This window comes from Pseudomonas sp. HMSC065H01 (genome assembly GCF_001815235.1).
GTDB classification, from domain to species: Bacteria; Pseudomonadota; Gammaproteobacteria; order Pseudomonadales; family Pseudomonadaceae; genus Pseudomonas; species Pseudomonas aeruginosa.
This window is the reverse complement of the sequence record NZ_KV819855.1, coordinates 108469-124754: the sequence shown is the minus strand read 5'-3', so window position 1 is coordinate 124754 and position 16286 is coordinate 108469. Positions and strand designations below refer to the sequence as shown.

The window sequence follows — 16286 nt, the reverse complement described above, 5'->3', positions numbered from 1 at the left end:
GACGCAGCAGGGAGAAAAACCCACATATGCGAATGAAAAATATTTTCATTAATGCTGACGACGCGCCTCAGCGCGCCAGGATCAGCACCTCGCCACCAGCCTGCGGCTGCACCCGCACCGGCAATAGCGCCGGCAGGGCGAGGAGAAAATCGTCGGGGCGGGCGATCCGCACCGTACCGGAGACCCGCTTGCCGGCAAGCCGGGGATCTCCCAGGCGGATCGGCGCGGCACGATAGCGCGACAGTTCCTCCACCAGTTCGCCCAGCGGCTTGTCGCGGAACACCAGTTGCCCATCGCGCCAACTGGCGACCTGCTCCGGCGCCACATGGCCGAGTTCCAGGCGCTGGTCGACGAGGTCCAGGCGCGCGCTGTCGCCAGCCAGCAGCACATGTTCGGCATCCTTCTCCAGGGACGGCTGCAACGCCACGCGCCCCTGTTTCACCGCCACGGCGAGGGCCTGCGCGTTGCGCCGGACGCTGAACTGGGTACCGAGTACGGTGACCCGGCTGTCGCCGCTGCCGACCCGGAAAGGCCGGGCCGGATCGTGGCTGACCACGAAGAACACCTCGCCTTTCTTCAACAGCACGTCGCGGGTGCGCTCGGCGTAACGCACCTGCACCTGGGTATCGACGTCGAGGAACAGCTTCGATCCGTCCGCCAGGACCACCTCGCGCTGCTCGCCAGGTGCCGTGCCGTAGGCGAGGTTCGGTCCGAGCGACTGGTCGCGCCAGAACAGGGTGGCGACGAGCAGCGCGCAGAACACGAAGAACGCCGCCGCCAGCGCCCGTGGCAGGCGCCAGGCCGGCACCGGCTCGGGAATATCGTTCAGCGCCGGGCGCGGCAGGCCGTCGAACTCGCGCCAGAGCCGCTCCATGCCCTCGAGCGCTTCGCGATGGCGCGGATCGGCGCGTAGCCAATCCTCCAGCTCGGCCCGGCAGGCAGCGCTGAAATGCCCGGAACGACGCCGGCTGAACCAGTAGGCGGCGCGGTGATCGATGTCCTCTTCGGTTTCGTCTGCGAACAGCGGTTCCAGTCGTTCCAGCGGCTTCATCCTTCGCCTCCCTGGCCAAGCCGCCGCTTGCAGTGCAGCAAGGCGCTGGCGATGTGCTTTTCCACCATGCTCAGGGAGATTCCCATGCGCTCGGCCACTTCGACCTGGGACAGGCCGTCGAACTTGTGCAGGACGAACGCTTCGCGCCGCCGCGGCGGCAGCTCGGCCAGCGCGGCCGCCAGGTGGCTGAGGCGCTGCTGCTGTTCGAAACGCTCCCCCGGCCCGGCCGCCTCGCCTTCCAGCGCGGCGGGTTCGTCGTTCGCCGCCGGCCGGTCGAGATCCTGGCCGCGGCTCTGCTGCCGGCGCCAATGGTCGCGCAACAGGTTGCGGGCGATCTGGAAAAGAAATGCGCGCGGCTGCTCGACCGATTGCCGGCCCGGCCATTTCAGCCACTGGGCGAAAGTATCCTGGGCGAGGTCGGCGGCGTCCGCCGAACTGCCCAGGTGCTTGCGCAGGAAGCGCAGCAACTCGCCATGGAACGCCTGATAGGCATGCGAGACGGAACCACGGAAGCGCTCATCCATCCGTGCATCCTCCGGCGGCGCCCCCCGCGCCGTTGACCCGCTGCAACACCTCGCCTCCCCGCTTCCGTCGGATACGGAAGTCCCTTGCAAATATGCGAATGATAATACATATCATTTCACAAGGTAAGGAAGTGCGACGGACGCGAGCTCAGCCGGCGCGGAAGATCAGGTAGTCCTCCCAGTCGTCCTCGGCCACCTGGGTCTCGCTGAGCATGCGCCCGGACTGGGAAATGCGTTCCTTGTGGACCCGCTCCGGGTCGCCGCAGACCAGGTGGTGCCAGAGCGGCAGGTCCTTGCCTTCGGCAACCAGGCGATAGCCGCAGGTCGGCGGCAACCACTGGAACTCGTCGGCCTGCGCCGGGGTGAGCTGGATACAGTCGGGGACGAAACGGATGCGCTCGGCGTAGTTGGTGCAGCGGCAGCTTTGCAGGTCGAGCAGCTTGCAGGCGATACGCGTGTAGTAGACGCTGCCGTCGTCCTCGTCCTCGAGCTTCTGCAGGCAGCACAAGCCGCAACCGTCGCACAGCGACTCCCACTCGTCCTGGTCGAGTTGGGCGAGGGTCTTGCGTTTCCAGAAGGGTTCGACTTTGGCGGCCATGGCATCGGGGGCTGGTGAAAAGGCGCGATAGTCTAGTCCCCCGCCCCTTCCAGGCCAAGCACCGGCCGGCACATGGCTACTTCAGGTAGGAGCGCAGCGCGGTCACCACCAGCTCCAGGTCTTCGCGACGCTGCTCCGCGCTCGCCTGCTCGGCGCCGAGGTGTTCGCGGATGTGCCCCTCCAGCACTTCGTTCATCAGGCCGTTCACCGCACCGCGGATCGCCGCGATCTGTTGCAGCACCGCCGCGCATTCGCTGCCCTCTTCCAGCGCCTGCTCCAGCGCCCGGGTCTGCCCGGCGATGCGGCGCACCCGCGCCAGGAGCTTCTTCTTCCCATGGATGGTATGGGCCACCGCTCTCTCCTCAAGGTAATATACTGGGGTATAGTATATTTTCGACGTCTCGACAGGACAGTAGCAAATGCCCGGCACCCCGACTACCCAGCCCCTGCGCCATTCCCATCGGTTCGACCAGGGCAACCCGCTGGCCGAGCGCAACACGCGCTGGGCGGTATTGCTCACCGCCTGCATGATGGTCGCGGAAATCGCCGGCGGCTGGCTGTTCAACTCCATGGCCCTGCTCGCCGACGGCTGGCACATGAGCTCCCATGCCCTGGCCCTGGGTCTTGCGGTACTCGCCTACGGCGCCGCGCGGCGCTATGCCAACGACCCGCGCTTCAGCTTCGGTACCTGGAAGATCGAGGTGCTCGGCAGCTACACCAGCGCCCTGCTGCTTCTGCTGGTGGCCGGGCTGATGCTCTACCAATCGGTCGAACGCCTGCTCGACCCCAGCCCGATCCACTACCAGCAGGCGATGCTGGTCGCCGCGCTCGGCCTGCTGGTCAATCTCGCCTGCGCCTGGCTGCTGCGCGACGGCCATGCCCACCACGGGCACGGCCACTCGCACCACCACCACCACCACCACCACCACCACCACGACCATCATGCCCACCGGCACGATCTGAATCTGCGCGCCGCCTACCTGCACGTGCTGGCGGATGCCGCCACCTCGCTGCTGGCGATCGTCGCGCTGGCCGGCGGCCTGCTGTGGAACGCGGCCTGGCTGGACCCGCTGATGGGTATCGTCGGCGCGGTACTGGTCAGTGTCTGGGCATGCGGCCTGATCCGGCAGAGCAGCCGGGTATTGCTGGATGCGCAGATGGACGCGCCGGTGGCTGCGGAAATCCGCGCGGCGATCGCCAGCAGCCCGCTGCCGGCGGAACTGCTCGACCTGCACCTGTGGCAGGTCGGCCAGGGCAAGTACGCCTGCCTGCTGAGTCTGCTGACCACCGAGGAAGGCAGCGCCGACTATTTCAAGCGCCGCCTGGCCGAGCATGAGGAACTGGTGCACATCACCGTCGAGGTGAACCCGCTGCTCCCGCTCGCCGCCTGAGGGAACGCGGCTCAGTAGCCGCGAGCGAAGTCCACCTCGCCGCGCATGGCGGTACCCGCCCAGAAGCGCGCGAGGTTGTCGCGGAACAGTTCGACCATCGCCCCCGGCAGGGTCGGCGCGGCGGTGTGCCCGGTCAGCAAGAGGCGCGGGGTATGCCAGAACAGGTGGTTGGCCGGCAGCGGCTCTTCGCGGCAGACGTCGATCACCGCGCCGGCCAGTTGGTTGTTCTCCAGTGCCGCCACCAGGTCGGCGTCCACCACCGCGACACCACGCCCGGCATTGATGAACAGCGCCGTGGGCTTGAGCCGGGCGAACAGCGCACGGTCGTAGATGTCGTGGGTATCGGGGGTGTCGGGCAGCAGGTTGATCAGGTAGTCGGCCGTCTCCACCAGGCGACCGAGGTCGTCGAGCGACCCCATGCGGTTGAACGGCACCAGCGAACGCGGATTCTTCGCCACCCCGGTCAGGTCCATGCCGAAGCCGGACAGGGTATGCGCCACCGCCTGGCCGATCTCCCCGGTGCCCACGATCACCACCTGCCGGCCACGCAACCCGCCAGGCGTGCGGCTATCCCATTGCGAACCGACCTGGCTGGCCAGGCGACCGAGGAACTGGCGCTCGTGGGCGAGCATATAGGTCAGCAGGTATTCGCTCATCACCTGGCCGAAGATGCCTACCGCGCGTGTCAGGCTGTAGTCCTTCGGCAGGTCGGCGGCCAGCAGCGGCGTGATGCCCGCCCAGGTCGACTGCACCCAGACCGGATGCACGCCCTGGCGCAGCATCTGCGCCACCAGGTCGGGCTGGCCGAGCCAGATCGAGCACTCGCTGGCGGCGTCGATGAGTTGCAGGGGATCGTCCCCCGCCACCACCTTCAGGCTGGGGTCGGCCGCCATCAGCAGCGCGGCATAGAGAGCGTGGTCACGTTCGAGAATCAGCAAGCGCATGGGTCACACTGCCAAGCCGGACAAGGGCTGGCGATCAGGCCGGAGAATATTGTTCTTTCATGCATCACGGCTCCTGGAGGGAAGCCCTCGAGAGCAGCAGGTTTGGCGCTGGTAGACCACGGTCGCTGCCAGGGGTTCCGCTATCGTGCGACATCTTGCGGACATCATGCACCGAAGGCGCAACCTTGCACAGAGCGGGTTTCACGTCGTGAAAGTGGCGCCGGGAAGCCGGCGCCAGCGGGGTACGGCTCGCGTCAGAGCGGGTCGTTCATGCGCAGCAACTCTTCCGGGAGATGCTCGATGTACTCTTCTTCGCCCGGCGGCATCTGCAAGTGGAAGCCCTGCTTCTCGATGTTCTCCAGGACCTTGGCGACATCCTCGCGGGCCAGTTGGCGCTCGGGGGTGAGCAGCAGGTCGAAGACATGTTGCGGCGCGCCGAACGGCACCAGCAGGGCCTCGGGCACGCGGCTCAACGCCTCGCGCTTGTCGACATAGAGGTACATCTCGCTCTTGCGCGGGCTCTTGTAGACGGAACAGATTCGTTTCATGCGCTCTCCAGGGCGTCCAGCAGGGCCTGGCCCATGCGTTCGCGGCGCCAGCCGCGGAGGGAATCGGGCAGTTCGTAGGGACCGTCGGGATAGCCGCTCTTGAGCAGTGCCTCGAGGACTTTCTTGCGCAGCATCAGTTCGGGCGCCATGCCCAGGGTCTCCGCTTCGCGCTGGCCGATGGCGCGCAGGCTCTTGAGCAGCGGGGTGACCTCCGGCGGCAGCGGCTCGGGCAGCGCCTCGGGCCATTCGCTCTGCGGCAGGCGCGCAGCCTGGGCGATCAGTTCGATGAGGAAGTCGCCGTCCTGGCGCACGGTGCGCGGATGCATGTCCTCGATCGCCGCCAGGTCGGTCTTGTTCTTCGGCAGCAGGCGCGCCAGCGGCCACAGGGTGCGTTCGCGCAGCACGTGGTTGCGCGGCCGGTTGCGCAGGCGTGCCTGCTCCTCGCGCCAGGCGCAGAGTTCGCGGAGCACCGCCAGTTGCTGCGGACGCAGCCGCCAACCCAGCTTGACCTCGCGGTAGGCCTCGCGCGGATCGCTCTCGCGGCAGAGGTTGGCGACCAGTTCGGCGCCGTCCTCCAGCAGCCAGGCGCGTTTCTCCTCGCTCAGCCGCGCATCCAGGGCCAGGTAGACCTGGGCGAGGTGCTGGACGTCGTCGGCGGCGTAGCGCATCTGCATCTCGGTGAGCGGCCGTTGCAACCAGTCGGAACGGGTCTCGTCCTTGGGCAGGTCGATGTCCAGCACCTCCTTCACCAGCTTCGAGTAGCCCATCGAATGGGCCATGCCGAGATAGGCGGCGGCCAACTGCGTATCGAACAGCGGCACCGGCAGGCTGCCGGTGAGGCGCAGGAACACCTCGAGGTCTTCGCTGCAGGCATGCAGCACCTTCACCACCCGCTCGTCTTCGAGCAGCTCGGCGAAGGGGCTCCAGTCCTGGATCAGCAGCGGATCGATCAGCCACTCCTGCCGGCCATCGCCCACCTGCACCAGACCGGCCGCGGGATAGAAGGTATCGACGCGCATGAACTCGGTATCGAGCGCGAGGTACGGCTGTGTGCGCCATTCCCGGCATTGCTGCGCCAGGCTGGCATCATCGCGGATCCACTGGATTTCGGGCGCGGTCACGAACATCTCCTTGGTCAAGTGCGGCGCATTATATAGAGCCTGGCGCCATGCGAGCATTCCGCTCGGCACCGCGCTTGCCGATGAGCGTAGCGAATGTCCATACTCCGCCCTTTGTCCGACAATCCGAACAAGGGAACTGCATGAAGAAGCTCAGCGGAATAATCGTCCTCCTGCTGGCTGGCGCGGCTCTTTACCTGGCCCTGAAGACCAGCCCGATCGACCCGCTCGCCTGGGATGCTCCGGCCGCTCCGCAGATGACCGGGGTCCTCGAACCCAACGACACCCTGATGAAGGCCGAGCTGCTTGGCCAGGGCCAGTTGCACGGCCCCGAGGACACCGCCGTGGACAGCCAGGGCCGCGTCTATGCCGGTCTCGCCGACGGCCGCGTGGTACGCCTGGAGGCCAGCGGCAAGGTCGAGACCTTCGTCGACACCGGCGGCCGCCCGCTGGGCATGGACTTCGATGCCGCCGGCAACCTGATCCTCGCCGACGCCTGGAAAGGCCTGCTGCGCATCGATCCGCAAGGCAAGGTGGAAACCCTCGCCACCGAGGCCGACGGCGTCCCCTTCGCCTTCACCGACGACCTCGACATCGCCAGCGACGGCCGCATCTATTTCAGCGACGCTTCCAGCAAGTTCCACCAGCCCGACTACATCCTCGACCTGCTCGAGGCCCGACCGCACGGCCGCCTGCTGCGCTACGACCCGTCCACCGGCAAGACCGAGGTGCTGCTCAAGGACCTGTACTTCGCCAATGGCGTGGCACTCTCGGCAAACGAGGACTTCGTACTGGTCAACGAGACCTACCGCTATCGCATCACCCGCTACTGGCTGAAAGGCGAGAAGGCCGGCCAGCACGAGGTGTTCATCGACAACCTGCCGGGCTTGCCGGACAACCTCCAGGGCGACCGCAAGGGTACCTTCTGGGTGGCCCTGCCGACCCCGCGCAAGGCCGACGCCGACTTCCTCCACCGGCATCCCTGGCTGAAGGCGCAGCTGGCCAAGCTGCCGCGCATGTTCCTGCCGAAGCCGACCGCCTACGGGCTGGTCATCGCCATCGACGAACAGGGCAGGATCGTCCGCAGCCTGCACGACACCAGCGGCCACCACCTGCGCATGATCACCTCGGCGAAGCCGGTGGGCGACCAGCTCTACTTCGGCAGCCTGGAAAACGATCGGATCGGCCGTCTGGCGATTCCCTGAAAAAGCCGAGGCGAAAAAAAGCCCGGCGCAAGCGTCGGGCCAAGCCAATCGGACAAGCGTCCCGAGGGATAGAACACAGGAGCGGGTATCTCGGAACGAGCCGATTCTGCATGTCTGGACAAATCCCCCGCTGCCGGGCGAGGCTGATGACCGAGTAGGAATCTTCCTCGCCTGGAGCCAGCCCTTTCCTTTCGCCATTTCTCCGCCTCGCCGCGCGACGCCGGGATGACGCGACGCGGTCCAAGGGGCATGATCCACCCATTCGCCACCGGCTTTGCTTCCCGACCCAAGGAGTCCGCGATGTCGTCCGCCCAACTGCTGACCGCGCAACAACTGGCCGCCCGCCTCAGCGAACCCGACCTGCTGGTCCTCGACTGCCGTTTCGCCCTCGAAGACCCGTCCTACGGTGCTCGCGTCTATCAGGAGAACCACATTCCCGGCGCGCATTTCGCCGACCTCGAACGGGATCTTTCCGCACCCGTGCGCAAGGGCGTGACCGGTCGTCATCCGCTGCCGGATCCCACCGAGCTAGCGCTCAAGCTACAAGCCTGGGGCCTGCGCCAGGATAGCCAGGTGGTGCTCTACGACGACGGCCCCGGCGCATTCGCCGCCCGCGCCTGGTGGCTGTTGCATTGGCTGGGCAAGCGCGATGGGGTCTACCTCCTCGATGGCGGCCTGGCGGCCTGGAAGGCTGCGGGACTGGCACTGACCAATGGCGAAAGCAGCCTTCGACCCGGCGATTTCCAGGGCCAGCCCGATGCCTCGCTGCTGATCGACGCCGCCACCCTCCAGGCCCAACTGGGCCAACCCGGACTGGCGCTGCTCGATGCTCGCGCGCAGCCGCGCTTCCGTGGCGAAGTCGAGCCCATAGATCCGGTCGCCGGGCACATTCCCGGTGCCCAGTGCGCCGCCTTCACCGACAACCTTGGCAGCGACGGCCGCTTCCTTCCGCCGGAACAATTGCACCAGCGGTTCTCCGCCCTGTTGCGCGGTCGCCCGGTGGACGAGCTGGTCGCCTACTGCGGCTCCGGCGTCACCGCCTGCCACAACCTGTTCGCCCTGAGCCTCGCCGGCTTCCCGCTTCCGCGCCTCTACGCCGGCTCGTGGAGCGAGTGGATCACCGACCCGCGCCGCCCGGTCGCCACCGGCGACTGACGACGCCATACGCTCGGACGCGGCTTACGCCGCGTCGGGCAGCTTCCTGAAGTAGTCGAGCAACTCCTTCTGCAACGCCTCGTTGCGGAACAGCCCGAAATGCCCGACTGCCCCCTCGGCCCGTCCCTTGCGACGCAACTCCAGGTGCGCCGCGGCATAGACCTGGTGAAGCTTTTCCGCCGCAGCCCACGGCACGTAGTCGTCGTCCTCGAACAGGAAGCTGGCGACGGGGATGTCCAGCGCCTCGTAACCCTGCCGCTGCAATCCGAAGCGCGGTGCCAGGAGGTAGTCCGGCTGCCGCACCCAGCGCGCCCAGTCGCGCATGAAATGACTCGGCATATCCAGGCTGCCGAGGCCGAAGAAACGACTGGGAAAGCGTCGGAGCAGTCCGGTCAGTAGCGGCACCGCCACGCAGAACAGGCCGAACATCTGCCAGCGTTGCCTGCCTCGCCAGCGCCTCCAGTACGGAAACGAACCGGCGACGAACGCGGCGCCGCTCAATCCGCTGGCCTGACCAGCCAGACCGAGCAACTGCGCGCCGATGCTGTGGCCGACGAAATAGCGCGGTAGCTCCGGCGCGCGCGCTCGGCACCAGGCCAGCGCCGCATCGATGTCCTCGCGTCCCCAGTCGGCCAGGCGATAGCTAGCCACGGCAGGGTCGTCGCCTTCGCTGCCGCGGTAGCTGAACAACAGCACCTCATAGCCGGAAGCCGCGGCCAGGACGGCGAAGCGCTGGTAGAAGGCGCGCCTGACGCCGAGCGCGCAGGCCACCACGATGCTCCCCTGCGCATCGCCGACGGCCGGGAAGTGGTCGCCGGCCAGGCGCACACCGTCACGGCAGGCGATCTCCACTGCGGTACTCATTCGCGCTCTCCTTTGCCGTGCGGGTTCGAGCAGCCGGGACGGACGCAATGCTCGACGGATCGCCAGGCGTGCTAGCATGAACATACCGACGGTATGTAAGAAGGCAGCAGTATGAATGTCAAGAGCAGGCAGCAGGAAAATGCCGAGGCGACCCGCGAGGCGCTGCTGGAAAGCGCCCTCTCCGCCTTCATCGAACATGGCTATGGCGGCGTCTCCATCGACGCCATCGCCCGCGAGGCGCGCGTGACCAAGGGCGCGTTCTACCACCACTTCGGCAGCAAGCAGGAACTGCTCGCCGAATGCTACGAACGCCAGGTACGGACGATCGCCGAGGACCTGGACAGGGTGCCGGCGCAGGTCGACAAGTGGGCGGAGGCCGCCGCGCTGGCCGAGGCCTTCATCGACAGCGTGATGGCGCGCGGCAAGCGGCAACTGTCGCTGCAGGAGGTGATCACGGTCGTCGGCTGGGAGCGATGGAAACGCATCGACTCGCGCCATACGCTGCGCTACGTCGGGCGCCTGGTGGACGAACTGGCGGCCAGTGGCGAACTCAAGGACTACCGCCGGGAAACCCTGGTCGGCCAACTCTACGGCTTCCTTACCCAGGCCGCGATGAGTCTTCGCGATGCACGCAACAAGCGGCAAGCGGCCAATGAAGTGAAAGCCATCATCCGCGACTTCCTCTACAGCCTGCGCAGGGGCTGAGAATGCCGCCCAGCACAAGCGAAGCAAGGACACGCCGGTTTAATTTCCAGCGGGCATATCAGCCGTTCTCTAAAGCTGGAAACAATTTAAAAACAGTCCTTTACAGCTGACTTGTTTCACTACACTTCAAATCAAGCGGCTAAGTCCGCTATCGGCGGGGCCATCGGAATAGAAGCTGCCAAACTGCCCGGCCCCGCCGATCCACCTTGCGCGAGGCCGTCATGGGTATTTCCGCCAACGATCTTTGCCAGCACGTGATACGCCCGACCCTGGACTACCTGTCCTGCCACAGCCCCGCCGCCGAAGCGCTGCTGCTGGGCGCGGCGGCCTGCCAGTCGGCGCTGGGGAGCGCCCTCGACGACCGCCGTGGCCACGGCCTGTACCGGATCGCCAGCGAACGCCACCAGCAGCTCTGGGACCAGTACCTGGCGCTGGACCCGGAGCGCGCCAGCCGGGTCCGCGGCCTGGCCAGCCAGCATGCCTTCCTCGCCGCGCCGCACCTGGAACTGACGGTGAACCTGCGCTACAGCACGGCCATCGCCTGGTCGCTGGTGGAAGCCGCGCGACTGCCACTGCCCGACCAGCACGACCACCTCGCCCAGGCTCGCGTGTGGCGCCAGGTATTCCAGCCGCACGGTCGCCTGCACGAGTTCATCGACGCCTGGCAACGCTGCATCGGCAGCCTCAGCCAGGTCGCCTGACGGCGAATGGAAAAATCCCGCGTCCGAAACAGACCAACCGGTCAGAAAATTTTTTACATACAGACACGAACGGTTGCGCTACCTTCGCTTCACTGGCACCGGAGCCAACCGCTCTGTTCCGCACCCTGCGGAACTTCGGAACACTGGCGCCGGTCTGGGAATCTTGGTAGTTTGCGCGCCGTTATACACAGGAGTTGCTCCAACAATGAAAACAATATGGTTTAAAACCTCTCTCGCACTGACCATTAGCGCTGTCTCCACCTACACCCTCGCCAACGGCATCGCCATCAACGAACAGAGCGCCAGCGGCGCCGGCACCGCCTACGCCGGCCGCGCCTCGTCCGCGCTCGATGCCAGCACCATCTACGGCAACCCGGCCGGCCTGTCCAAGCTGAAACGCACCGAAGTCAGCGGCGGTCTAGCCATCGTCAAGGCCAAGGACGACATCAGCCAGGCCCACAGCACCGCCCAGGGCAGCAACAAGGGCGACTCGGTACCGCTGGCCGCCGTACCGTTCGGCTACTTCTCCACGCCGATCAACGAAGATTTCACTTTCGGCCTGGGCATCTACGTGCCCTACGGCATCATCAACGATTACGAAAACGGCTTCATGGGCAGCTCCCACGGCTCCTATAGCAAGGTGCAGGTGATCACCGTGCAGCCGACCATCGCCTGGAAGATCAACGACAAGGTTTCCGTCGGCTTCGGTCCGACCTTCAACCGCATCGACGGCCAGTTGAAGAACACCCTGGCCACCAATGGCCTGCTCGGCAGCAACGGCGATACCAAGATCAACATCAAGGGCGACGACACCGCCATCGGCTACAACGTCGGCGTGATGGTCGACCTGACCGACGACACCACCTGGGGCCTGACCTACCACTCCAAGGTCAAGTACCACCTGGGCGGCAACACCGAAGTGAAGAACGCTCCGGGTGCCCTGGGCCTGAATGGCAAGTACGATGCCAAGCTGGACATCACCCTGCCGGAATCGGTGGATACCTCCATCACCCACAAGTTCGACGACAAGTGGACGGGCTACCTGGGCGCCGTCTGGACCCGCTGGAGCCGCCTGGAGAAGATCGAGGTGCGCAACAGCGGCGTACCGGCGCTCGGCCAGGCCCTGGGCTTCAACACCATCGGCGAAGACCTGAACTGGCGCGACACCTGGTCCTTCTCGGTAGGTACCTCCTACCAGGCCACCCCGGAGTGGGTGCTGCGCACCGGCTTTGCCTACGAGCCGTCGCCGACCTCCAACGAGGACCGCAACGTGCGCATCCCGGTGGGCGACCGCAAGGTCTTCACCGTCGGTGCCGGCTGGTCGCCGAACCAGGACCTGACCGTCGACGTGGCCTACGCCTACCTGTGGGAAACCACCGCCGGCGTCAACCAGGAAGGCAGCGCCCTGCAGCCGGCCTACAGCGCCAAGTACGACAACAGCGCGCATGGCCTGACCGCCCAGGTCACCTATCGTTTCTGATCGCACGCGCCAACGAAGAAGCCGGGCAATGCCCGGCTTTTTCATGCCTGGCCGACCCTCAGGGCTGGCTGGCGATGGCCTTCTCGATGGCGGCCTGGAGCTGCGGATCGTCCGGGGTGGTCTTGCTGGAGAACTGCGCGACCACCCTGCCCTGGCGATCCACCACGTACTTGTAGAAATTCCAGCGCGGCGCCTGGCCGCTCTGCTCGGCCAACTGGCGGAACAGCGGGATCGCCTCGTCGCCGCGCACGTGCTGCGGCTGGGTCATGGCGAAGGTCACGCCGTAGTTGCCATAGCAGATCTTCGCGGTCTCGGCGGTATCCGCGGCTTCCTGCTTGAAGTCGTCGGAAGGTACCCCGAGCACTTCCAGGCCCTGCCCCTTGTAACGCTGGTAGAGCGCCTCGAGCCCCTTGAACTGCGGGGTGAAGCCACAGTGGCTGGCAGTGTTGACCACCACCAGCGGCTTGCCGGCGTAACGCTGGCAAAGATCGATGCTTTCCTTGGAACGCAGCTTGGTCAACTGGCCCTGCAACAGTTCCGGGCAATCGGCGGCCCAGCCGCTCAGCGGCAGCCCGGCGAGCGCCAGGACGGACAACAGCACGCGAGGTTTCATGGAATGGCTCCTTGGCGACGAATGTCCCAGCTTACCCTTCCCCGCGCCTATCGCCACCTATCAGCATGCGCCCATGCCCAGTTCCAGCAGCGCCAGTCCGCCACGCTGCCAGCCCCACCAGGCGAGTCCCAGCAGCGCCCCGGCGGCGAGCAGCCAGGCCAGCTTCACGCCGCGCCTCCGGCCACCTGCAGGCGCGCCACCGGACGCTCGCGCACCGGCCAGTTGAGCAGCGCCGCGAGCAGGCTTAGCAGGATCGACAACTGCCAGACCAGGTCGTAGCTGCCGGTGCGGTCGTAGACCACCCCGCCCAGCCAGCCGCCGAGGAAGGCGCCCAACTGGTGGAAGAGGAACACAATGCCGCCGAGCATCGACAGGTTGCGCACGCCGAACAGGGTCGCCACGGTGCCGTTGGTCAGGGGCACCGTGGACAGCCACAGCAGCCCCATGGCCACGCCGAAGGCGTAGGCGCTGTAGACGCTCAGAGGCAGCCAGAGGAACAGTACGATCACTACCCCGCGCACCAGGTACAGCGCGGTCAGCAGGCGCGGCTTCGACCAGCGCCCGCCGAGCCAGCCGGCGATGTAGGTGCCGAACACGTTGAACAGCCCGACCAGCGCCAGCACCGTGGTGCCGACCTGCGCCGGCAGGTGCTGGTCGACCAGGTAGGCCGGCAGGTGTACGCCGATGAACACCACCTGGAAGCCGCAGACGAAGAAGCCCAGCGCCAGCAGCCAGAACCCGGAATGCGCGCAGGCCTCGCGCAGCGCTTCGCCGAGGCTCTGTTCATGGCCCTGCGGCGGCAACGGGCGATCCTTCATCAGCCCGGCCAGCGGCACGATCAGCGCCACCAGCAGGCCCAGGGCGAGCAGGGCCGAGGACCAGCCCAGCCAGCCGATCAGGCCGAGGGTACCGGGCAGCATGGCGAACTGGCCGAAGGAGCCGGCCGCGCTGGAGATACCCATCGCCATGCTGCGCTGCTCCGCCGGCACTGCGCGGCCGACGGCGCCGAGGATCACCGAGAACGAGGTGCCGGAAAGGCCCAGGCCGATCAGCAGGCCGGCGCTCAGCGACAGCCCGGTGGCCGACTGCGAGAGTCCCATCAGGACCAGACCGAGGGCGTACAGCAGGCCCCCCACCAGCACCGCCCGCGCCGCGCCGTAGCGGTCGGCGAGCGCCCCGGTGAACGGCTGGGCCAGGCCCCAGACCAGGTTCTGCAAGGCGATGGCGAAGGCGAAGACTTCGCGGCCCCAGCCGAAGTCGGCGCTCATCGGCGCGAGGAACAGGCCGAAGCCATGTCGCACGCCGAGGGACAGGGCGAGGATCAGGGCTCCGGACAGCAGGATCCAGAAGGCGGCACGCGGCATGGGTCGCTCCATCTACGGGTATATACCCGCTTTATCGTGAACGAAGCGCCTCGGCGAGAGGCTTCGTCGGTTGTCAGTCCAGTCGCTCCAGTTCCGCCAGCAACGCCGCCAAGGCGCCGCTGCGCTCCTCGCCAAGGCGCCCGGCGAGACGCCGCTGAGCATCTTCCCAGGCCGGCGTTCCGCGCTCCAGGGCATCCAGCCCGGCAGGCGTCAGCTCGACCAGGCGGTTGCGCTGGTCCTCGCCACCGGTCAGGCGCAGCAGGCCGTCGCCTTCCAGCACCCGCAGGTTGCGACCGAGGGTGCTGCGGTCGAGTCCCATGGCTTCGGCGAGTTCGGAAATGCTCGGCCGGTCCAGGCGCCGCAGGTGCCGCAGCAGGGAAAACTGCGCCACCTTGAGGCCGGTATCGGCCAGCGCCTCGTCGTAGAAGCGGGAAACGCTGCGGGCGGCGCGACGCAGTTTGGTACAGAGGCATTGGGTCGGTAGCATGGATGCGTGTATATACCCGTACCTCTCGTCGGTCAAGCGGATTGTCCGAACTGCCAACGCCGCCTGTTGCCCCTGCCAAGGCCGGACGCCGGGCGCTGGCCTATAACTCGCGCTGTCAGCGGCGACCGGGAGCACCCGGCGCCCTCCATCCATCGCCGAGGTAGCCATGCCCGTTTACAAAGCCCCGCTGCGCGACACGCGCTTCCTGCTCAACGAAGTCTTCGATTTCCCCGAGCATTACCGCAACCTGGTCAACGGAGCCGAAGCCACGCCAGACATGGTCGATGCGATCCTCGGCGAATGCGCGAAGCTCTGCGAGGAAGTGATCGCCCCGCTCTACCACAGCGGCGACGAGGAAGGCTGCCACCTGGAGAACGGCGAAGTACGGACGCCGAAGGGCTACAAGGAAGCCTACGAGGCCTATGTCGCCGGCGGCTGGCAGGGCCTCTCGCACCCGGTGGAGTACGGTGGCCAGGGCCTGCCGATGAGCCTCGGCGCGCTCAAGCAGGAGATGATGGGCACAGCCAACTGGCCGTTCTCCATGTATCCCGGCCTCTCCCTCGGCGCGATGAACACCCTGATGCAGCACGGCACCGAGGAACAGAAGCAGACCTACCTGGTTCCGCTCACCGAGGGCCGCTGGGGCGGCACCATGTGCCTCACCGAGCCGCAGTGCGGCACCGATCTCGGCCAGGTGAAGACCCGCGCCGAGGCCAACCCCGACGGTAGCTACGCCATCAGCGGGACGAAGATATTCATCTCTTCCGGCGAACACGACCTGACCGAGAACATCGTCCACATCGTCCTCGCCCGCCTGCCGGACGCACCGAAGGGCACCCGCGGCATTTCCCTGTTCATCGTGCCCAAGTTCCTTCCCGGCGAAGGAGGCGCGCTCGGCCCGCGCAACGGCGTGAGTTGCGGCGCGCTGGAGAAGAAGATGGGGATCAAGGCCTCGGCCACCTGCGTGATGAACTTCGACGGCGCCACCGGCTTCCTCATCGGACCGCCGAACAAGGGCCTGGAATGCATGTTCACCTTCATGAACAGCGCCCGCATCGGCACCGCCATCCAGGGCGTGGCCACCGCCGAGCTGGCCTACCAGGGCGCCCTCGCCTACGCCCGCGAACGCCGCTCCATGCGCGCGCTCTCCGGGACCAAGGAACCCGACCAGGTCGCCGACAGCCTGATGCACCACGGTGACGTGCGGCGCATGCTGCTGACCCAGAAAGCCATCGCCGAAGGCGGCCGGGCGCTGGTCTACCTGGCCACCCAGTACGCCGACCGGATGATCCAGGGCATCCTCAGCAACGACGACGCCGAATACGAACGCTGGGACGACAAGCTCGGCTTCCTCACGCCGATCCTCAAGGGCTGCCTGACCGAACTCGGCCTGGAAAGCGCCAACCTCGGCATGCAGGTGTTCGGCGGCCACGGCTATATCCGCGAACACGGCATGGAGCAGATCGTCCGCGACGCGCGGATCGCCACCCTCTACGAAGGCACCACCGGCATCCAGGCCCTCGACCTGCTCGGCCGCA

At 66.7% G+C, this 16286-nt stretch carries 18 protein-coding genes; 7 read left to right on the top strand and 11 right to left on the bottom strand.

Annotation, left to right across the window (positions count from 1 at the left end; all coding sequences use genetic code 11):
* Positions 1-67 precede the first annotated feature (67 nt).
* The 4 genes from HMPREF3014_RS06210 to HMPREF3014_RS06195 all read right to left on the bottom strand — a co-directional run bounded on the left by HMPREF3014_RS06210 (position 68) and on the right by HMPREF3014_RS06195 (position 2525).
* A complete protein-coding gene (locus HMPREF3014_RS06210; RefSeq protein WP_023087636.1) occupies positions 68-1051 on the bottom strand; it encodes a FecR family protein in 984 nt (327 codons plus the stop codon).
* The gene (locus HMPREF3014_RS06205) at positions 1048-1575 is read right to left on the bottom strand and encodes an RNA polymerase sigma factor (protein ID WP_003082669.1); all 528 of its coding nucleotides are present in this window, start codon (positions 1573-1575) and stop codon (positions 1048-1050) included. The genes HMPREF3014_RS06210 and HMPREF3014_RS06205 overlap by 4 nt, the downstream gene beginning before the upstream one ends.
* 148 nt (positions 1576-1723) lie before the next feature.
* Entirely contained in the window at positions 1724-2173 is a 450-nt protein-coding gene (locus HMPREF3014_RS06200; RefSeq protein WP_003082662.1) for a YcgN family cysteine cluster protein, read from the bottom strand.
* A 76-nt stretch (positions 2174-2249) separates the two neighbouring features.
* Entirely contained in the window at positions 2250-2525 is a 276-nt protein-coding gene (locus tag HMPREF3014_RS06195) for a metal/formaldehyde-sensitive transcriptional repressor (RefSeq protein WP_003082658.1), read from the bottom strand.
* Between the two features lie 67 nt (positions 2526-2592).
* Here HMPREF3014_RS06195 and aitP point away from each other — a divergent pair, with 67 nt between their 5' ends.
* A complete protein-coding gene (gene aitP / locus HMPREF3014_RS06190; RefSeq protein WP_003082653.1) occupies positions 2593-3564 on the top strand; it encodes a CDF family iron/cobalt efflux transporter AitP in 972 nt (323 codons plus the stop codon).
* An 11-nt stretch (positions 3565-3575) separates the two neighbouring features.
* Here aitP and HMPREF3014_RS06185 read toward each other — a convergent pair whose 3' ends face one another.
* From HMPREF3014_RS06185 to rnd, 3 genes are all read right to left on the bottom strand, one after another.
* Positions 3576-4508 (bottom strand): D-2-hydroxyacid dehydrogenase, encoded by a 933-nt coding sequence (locus HMPREF3014_RS06185; RefSeq protein ID WP_003082652.1) that lies wholly within the window; start codon positions 4506-4508, stop codon positions 3576-3578.
* Positions 4509-4762: 254 nt separating this feature from the next.
* Positions 4763-5056: a YcgL domain-containing protein gene (locus tag HMPREF3014_RS06180; RefSeq protein ID WP_003100122.1), complete on the bottom strand. Its 294-nt coding sequence runs from the start codon at positions 5054-5056 to the stop codon at positions 4763-4765.
* Positions 5053-6177 carry a ribonuclease D gene (gene rnd, locus HMPREF3014_RS06175; RefSeq protein ID WP_003100123.1) on the bottom strand — a complete coding sequence of 375 codons (1125 nt, stop codon included), beginning with the start codon at positions 6175-6177 and terminating at the stop codon, positions 5053-5055. Before rnd ends, HMPREF3014_RS06180 begins: the two co-directional genes overlap by 4 nt.
* A gap of 140 nt (positions 6178-6317) precedes the next feature.
* Here rnd and HMPREF3014_RS06170 point away from each other — a divergent pair, with 140 nt between their 5' ends.
* Both HMPREF3014_RS06170 and HMPREF3014_RS06165 read left to right on the top strand, forming a co-directional pair.
* Entirely contained in the window at positions 6318-7379 is a 1062-nt protein-coding gene (locus HMPREF3014_RS06170) for an SMP-30/gluconolactonase/LRE family protein (RefSeq protein WP_003116037.1), read from the top strand.
* Positions 7380-7679: 300 nt separating this feature from the next.
* The gene (locus HMPREF3014_RS06165) at positions 7680-8534 is read left to right on the top strand and encodes a sulfurtransferase (protein ID WP_023087637.1); all 855 of its coding nucleotides are present in this window, start codon (positions 7680-7682) and stop codon (positions 8532-8534) included.
* A 24-nt stretch (positions 8535-8558) separates the two neighbouring features.
* On the opposite strand, the gene HMPREF3014_RS06160 is transcribed toward HMPREF3014_RS06165, so the two are convergent.
* Complete coding sequence (locus tag HMPREF3014_RS06160; protein ID WP_003116035.1) at positions 8559-9398, bottom strand: alpha/beta hydrolase family protein; 840 nt, start codon at positions 9396-9398, stop codon at positions 8559-8561.
* Between the two features lie 111 nt (positions 9399-9509).
* Here HMPREF3014_RS06160 and HMPREF3014_RS06155 point away from each other — a divergent pair, with 111 nt between their 5' ends.
* The 3 genes from HMPREF3014_RS06155 to HMPREF3014_RS06145 all read left to right on the top strand — a co-directional run bounded on the left by HMPREF3014_RS06155 (position 9510) and on the right by HMPREF3014_RS06145 (position 12284).
* Positions 9510-10103 carry a TetR family transcriptional regulator gene (locus tag HMPREF3014_RS06155; protein ID WP_016253681.1) on the top strand — a complete coding sequence of 198 codons (594 nt, stop codon included), beginning with the start codon at positions 9510-9512 and terminating at the stop codon, positions 10101-10103.
* A 221-nt stretch (positions 10104-10324) separates the two neighbouring features.
* Entirely contained in the window at positions 10325-10804 is a 480-nt protein-coding gene (locus HMPREF3014_RS06150) for a hypothetical protein (RefSeq protein WP_003082640.1), read from the top strand.
* 205 nt (positions 10805-11009) lie between these two features.
* Positions 11010-12284, top strand: coding sequence for an outer membrane protein transport protein (locus HMPREF3014_RS06145; RefSeq protein ID WP_003082638.1), 1275 nt, complete (start codon positions 11010-11012; stop codon positions 12282-12284).
* 58 nt (positions 12285-12342) lie between these two features.
* Here HMPREF3014_RS06145 and HMPREF3014_RS06140 read toward each other — a convergent pair whose 3' ends face one another.
* From HMPREF3014_RS06140 to HMPREF3014_RS06130, 3 genes are all read right to left on the bottom strand, one after another.
* The gene (locus HMPREF3014_RS06140) at positions 12343-12897 is read right to left on the bottom strand and encodes a glutathione peroxidase (RefSeq protein ID WP_003082631.1); all 555 of its coding nucleotides are present in this window, start codon (positions 12895-12897) and stop codon (positions 12343-12345) included.
* 164 nt (positions 12898-13061) lie between these two features.
* Complete coding sequence (locus tag HMPREF3014_RS06135; RefSeq protein WP_003449467.1) at positions 13062-14261, bottom strand: MFS transporter; 1200 nt, start codon at positions 14259-14261, stop codon at positions 13062-13064.
* 73 nt (positions 14262-14334) lie between these two features.
* Positions 14335-14784, bottom strand: a complete 450-nt coding sequence (locus tag HMPREF3014_RS06130) for a MarR family winged helix-turn-helix transcriptional regulator (protein WP_010895547.1) — start codon at positions 14782-14784, stop codon at positions 14335-14337.
* Between the two features lie 130 nt (positions 14785-14914).
* Here HMPREF3014_RS06130 and HMPREF3014_RS06125 point away from each other — a divergent pair.
* On the top strand, positions 14915-16286 hold a 1372-nt coding region (locus HMPREF3014_RS06125; protein WP_070753826.1), incomplete at its 3' end, for an acyl-CoA dehydrogenase family protein.